Origin of the sequence: Microcoleus sp. B13-B6 (assembly GCF_036705405.1) — a bacterium.
Classification (GTDB): Bacteria; Cyanobacteriota; Cyanobacteriia; order Cyanobacteriales; family Microcoleaceae; genus Microcoleus.
On record NZ_JAUBUJ010000213.1, the window covers coordinates 1 to 4,157 of the forward strand.

Sequence of the window (4,157 nt, forward strand, 5' to 3'; positions counted from 1 at the left end):
TACTACCAGTAACAGTGACATTGGCTGAGGTGACATCAATGGTTTCTACAACTGAGTTATCCGAGACTTTCTTGATGACAATATTGCCAGTGCCTTTTTGTACGGCTTCACTCAAGGTAACGACTAAATTAGCAGCAACTGCAACACTGGTGGCGTTGTCTGCGGGGGTGAAAGTGGCTGTGGGGGCTGTGGTGTCAGCCGTGCGCGTCAAAGCAGTGGCCGCTGTATTGTTGTTGCCGGCGGCATCCGTAGCTATATTGGCGGGGATGTTAACTGTAACTGTGCCGCTCCCTGTGGGGGTGACGGTGAAGTTGTAGGTGGTGCCGGTGCCACTAAAGCCACTGACTGTGCCGTTGGTGACGGTGATATCACTGGCGACAAAGTTGGTTGTGCTTTCACTGAAGGTGGCGGTGACGGGAAACGCTGCGGTGACGGTGGCGGCGGCGGCCGAAGTCAGGCTGACGGTGGGCGGTGTGATGTCAGCTAAAACACCTGTGGCTCCGAAAACTCCCAGATAATTATCAACGCTGGTACCGCTTGTTTTACTGAGGGTAATGCTCTGCAGCGTTTTGGCTGGGTTAGGATTAAACATGAACCCGAATAGGGCCGGATCATTGGCATTCTGATAACCGTTTCCTGCTGTATCACTGCTTCGATCCATTCCGTCGATTAGATAGTAACTCGACGATGTTTCGGTAATTTCGTCATACCAGTCGGGAACTACTGTGGCTGTGCCTGTCCCAGTAGTGCCATCGCTATAGTTAAATGTCACCTGCATCCCAGCGCTGCCATTTGTACTGGTGGCGAACAGGTGGATTTGTGAATACTGGTTGGGCGTAACAGCAAAGTTAAAGGATGTGCCGTTAGTTGTAAGAACTTTGGCGTTGTTGCCGTTATTGGTGTTGTTGTAGCCTAGCTGAACGTCGGGACGGAAGGCATTTGCTGCGAAAAAGCCGTTGTCGGGTAAACCATTGCCACTAGCACCGCCTTTCAAGGTTGCAAAGGACTGAGTGATTAAGGTATCTATGCTAGCCCCTCCCGCTGCGTTACCCAATTCGCCTTGTAGGGTGTCTGTGACTCCTCCCGTGTAGTTGATAATGACATCGCGATCGAATACTGATGTGAGATTAAATTGAACGGGTGAGGCTAAAACATCGGCATAGGTTGCCATTGCTTCGCTGGACAAGGCAAGGGAGGCTTCGATCGCCCCTGTTGTTTTTTCCAATTCCCAGTCGCCCCCTAGTGCTGCATTACCGGTCTTGTTGGTGGATGCTGCCACATCTGCCCCTGTGATTTCACTCAGGCGCTTTACGAAGTTTTCTCCAACTTCTCCGGCTGCTACATCGCAGCCATAAAGTAGGATATCGCCATTTGCTGTCAGGGCATTTCCCCACTGTTTTAGCCGATCGCTGAAAGTTTCTAGGTTATTGTCATTGAGTACGTCAGCACCGAGTTTTAAACTGCCTTCGCTGCCGTGAGAAACTATATGAACTGCTTCAATATCTTTTTGATCTGCCAAGGCGTTAGTAATTTGGTCGATCACGCTGGAATTTTCATTTAAAATCACAATTTGAGCGAGATCGATGCCTTGGATCAGGCTTTGATAATCTTGTACAGAGGAGTCTACGAAAATAATTTGCTTGTTCATAGTTGATAAGTTCATAATTGCTGAAATCCTTTATATGTATCGTTTACATCCAAGTCTGGCCGGGGTTGAAACCCCCGCCTCAAAGCTTAAGTGCTCTTGCATAGGACTGAATAATTTATTAGTCTTATTGCTCAAATCGATTGATCGGTACAATTGTTAGCCCGTTCGCCTTTTTCACGGGAAATAAACGTGGAAAACTGATTGTCTTCGCTCACGGCTGACAACATTCGATCGGCTTGGGCCCCCAATAGGGGAAGTCATAGCGCTGTAAAACCGGGGATTTTGTCGTCGTAGTAGTGCAGCCAGTAAAGTAGAGCCTGAGCGGGGTAGTCCTGATATGAAGTGAGGTTTCACTGGCCTCGTGGGGGAATGGGCTCCCAAAACATTAGATGCAACTTAAATGTATCATACCACAGACATATCTTTTATAACATATTTTTATTTAACCTTTCGCAACACAACATCCAGATTTACGATATCTTTACAATCTAGACATCGTGGGTTCACTTTCCCTATCTCTATCATTGCTTCGGGCCCCTGCCTTTGTAAAGTCGGAAAAGTCGGATCTTAAAGTCGGAAAAGTCGGATCTTTGCCATGAGGACATAATAAGGTTTACGCTATCTTTACAATCTAGATATCGCCCTTGTTAATTACTTAGGTATTTTAACTGCATATCTCAGGGAATCTACGCAGATATACGCAGATGAAGAGATGTTATTTGATGAGTTCTTCGAGGGATGGAAAAAGCAATTTTTCGGCGCTCAGTTTTTCGCAATCACAAGGCGGTTGAGTTGCGGATATTGCTGATACTTTTCCCAGCAGCAATTGGAGGCTTTCGATTAGCAATGGTAGAGTTAATAAAATAATTGATGCAGAGACTAGCAAGCTAATTAAACCGTCAGCCCAATTCCAGTGCAGCCACGCTACGGCGATCGCAGCTAAAATTACTCCAACCGACGAAAAAATGTCTGCAACTGCGTGCAGAAACGCGCTTTTGAGGTTCAAGTCGCCGTGACAGCAGGAATGCAAGCAACAAGCATTAATCGAGTTGATGCTTAAACCGACTATGGCGGTAATTAACATCGGGAGCCCTTCTACTTCGGGGGTTGGGGACTGCAAACGGCCGATCGACTCGGCGGCAATCCAAAGGGCGATCGCCACTAAACTGATACTATTAATTAAAGCAGCAATGATTTCTCCACGGGCGGGCAGGATGCCCACCCCACAATCAAATTCACTGTTTGTGGAACAGGCATCTTGCCTGTTCTTAAGAATACTGCCCGATCTCAATACTAGCTTTTTACGGGCCGGCAGGATGCCCACCCCACAATCAAATTCACTGTTTGTGGAACAGGCATCTTGCCTGTTCTTAAGAATAGTACCCGAACTCAATTCGATCGCGCAATCCACCGATTTACTTTTGCGTTTAAGTGACGAGTACCAAGTCGCTGTCAAAGTTATTGCTAAAGCTGCTACATCTGAAAAGACGTGACCCGCATCTGCTAATAGGGACAAACTATGAGAATTAAGTGCGGCGATTAACTCTGCTACAAAAAAGCTGCTAAGCAGTACCAATGCTGTTTGTAAAAGTCGCACTTTGCCAATTCTGGGATTTGTATTCTCGCATTGTGCGATATCCTTGGCGTTTTCCGAGTCAAAATTGTCCCTAACTAGAAATGTCATGCAGCAGTCCTTAAGGTTAAACTCGATTTTAAATTAAACATTAAATTAACTATCAATGACCGATTATATACCAAATCCGCACCAAGATCCGGAAAATTTGAGCGCAAATTCCCCAAATTCTCAAATAAACGATCGCCCAATTAGCGACAATCACGCAAATACTTTGACAGGCGAATCTTTAGTTGATTTGCGGAAGTACGATCAATCAAAGTTCGATCGAGGAAAGCCTACTTGGGTAATTTTGCTTTGGTGGTTCGTCCAGGCGATCGCATTTCCTCTCACTCCACACCCTTTTAACGGCATCAGAAGCGGCTTGCTGCGGTTATTTGGAGCGAAAATAGGTCGGGGTGCGATCGTTCGCCCCACGGCTCGTTTTACCTATCCTTGGAAAATTGCAATCGGAGACTACAGTTGGATCGGAGATGATGTTGTATTGTACAGTCTCGATCGAATTGCGATCGGCAAACACTGCGTCATTTCTCAAAAAAGCTACCTCTGCACCGGCACTCATGACCCTCAAGACCCCGCCTTTGGCTTAATCACAGCATCTATTATCGTTAATAACGGCGTTTGGATTGCCGCCGACTGCTTCATTGGCCCTGGTGTAGAAATCGGTGCAAATGCGTTAATTGGAGCTCGCAGCAGCGTCTTTAAAAATATGCCGGCAGGCTTTATTTGCACAGGAACACCTTGTCGTCCCCGCTGTCAGCGAGAAATTAACAAAAGTTCGTAATAGACATTGTACCCGGAAACTAAGGAATGAGAATTAAATAACTTCCACAAGTTTGTGGGATGGGCGTCCCGCCCGTCCAAAAAGGACGGGCG

3 protein-coding genes are annotated in these 4,157 nt (G+C 46.6%); 1 reads left to right on the forward strand and 2 read right to left on the reverse strand.

Annotation, left to right across the window (positions count from 1 at the left end; translation table 11 throughout):
• Both QUB35_RS38540 and QUB35_RS38545 read right to left on the reverse strand, forming a co-directional pair.
• Window positions 1-1,663, reverse strand: a 1,663-nt coding sequence (locus tag QUB35_RS38540; RefSeq protein WP_333148291.1) for a DUF4347 domain-containing protein, incomplete at its 3' end; no start/stop codon positions are given.
• 700 nt (window positions 1,664-2,363) lie between these two features.
• A complete protein-coding gene (locus QUB35_RS38545) occupies window positions 2,364-3,332 on the reverse strand; it encodes a cation diffusion facilitator family transporter (RefSeq protein ID WP_333148293.1) in 969 nt (322 codons plus the stop codon).
• Window positions 3,333-3,387: 55 nt separating this feature from the next.
• Here QUB35_RS38545 and hpsU point away from each other — a divergent pair, with 55 nt between their 5' ends.
• Window positions 3,388-4,065, forward strand: a complete 678-nt coding sequence (gene hpsU / locus QUB35_RS38550; protein WP_333148295.1) for a hormogonium polysaccharide biosynthesis acetyltransferase HpsU — start codon at window positions 3,388-3,390, stop codon at window positions 4,063-4,065.
• Window positions 4,066-4,157 lie beyond the last annotated feature (92 nt).

Coding starts and splice junctions, on each gene's coding strand:
- QUB35_RS38545 (WP_333148293.1), bottom strand. CDS start 3,332: ATGACATTTCTAGTTAGGGACAATTTTGACTCGGAAAACGCCAAGGAT.
- hpsU (WP_333148295.1), top strand. CDS start 3,388: ATGACCGATTATATACCAAATCCGCACCAAGATCCGGAAAATTTGAGC.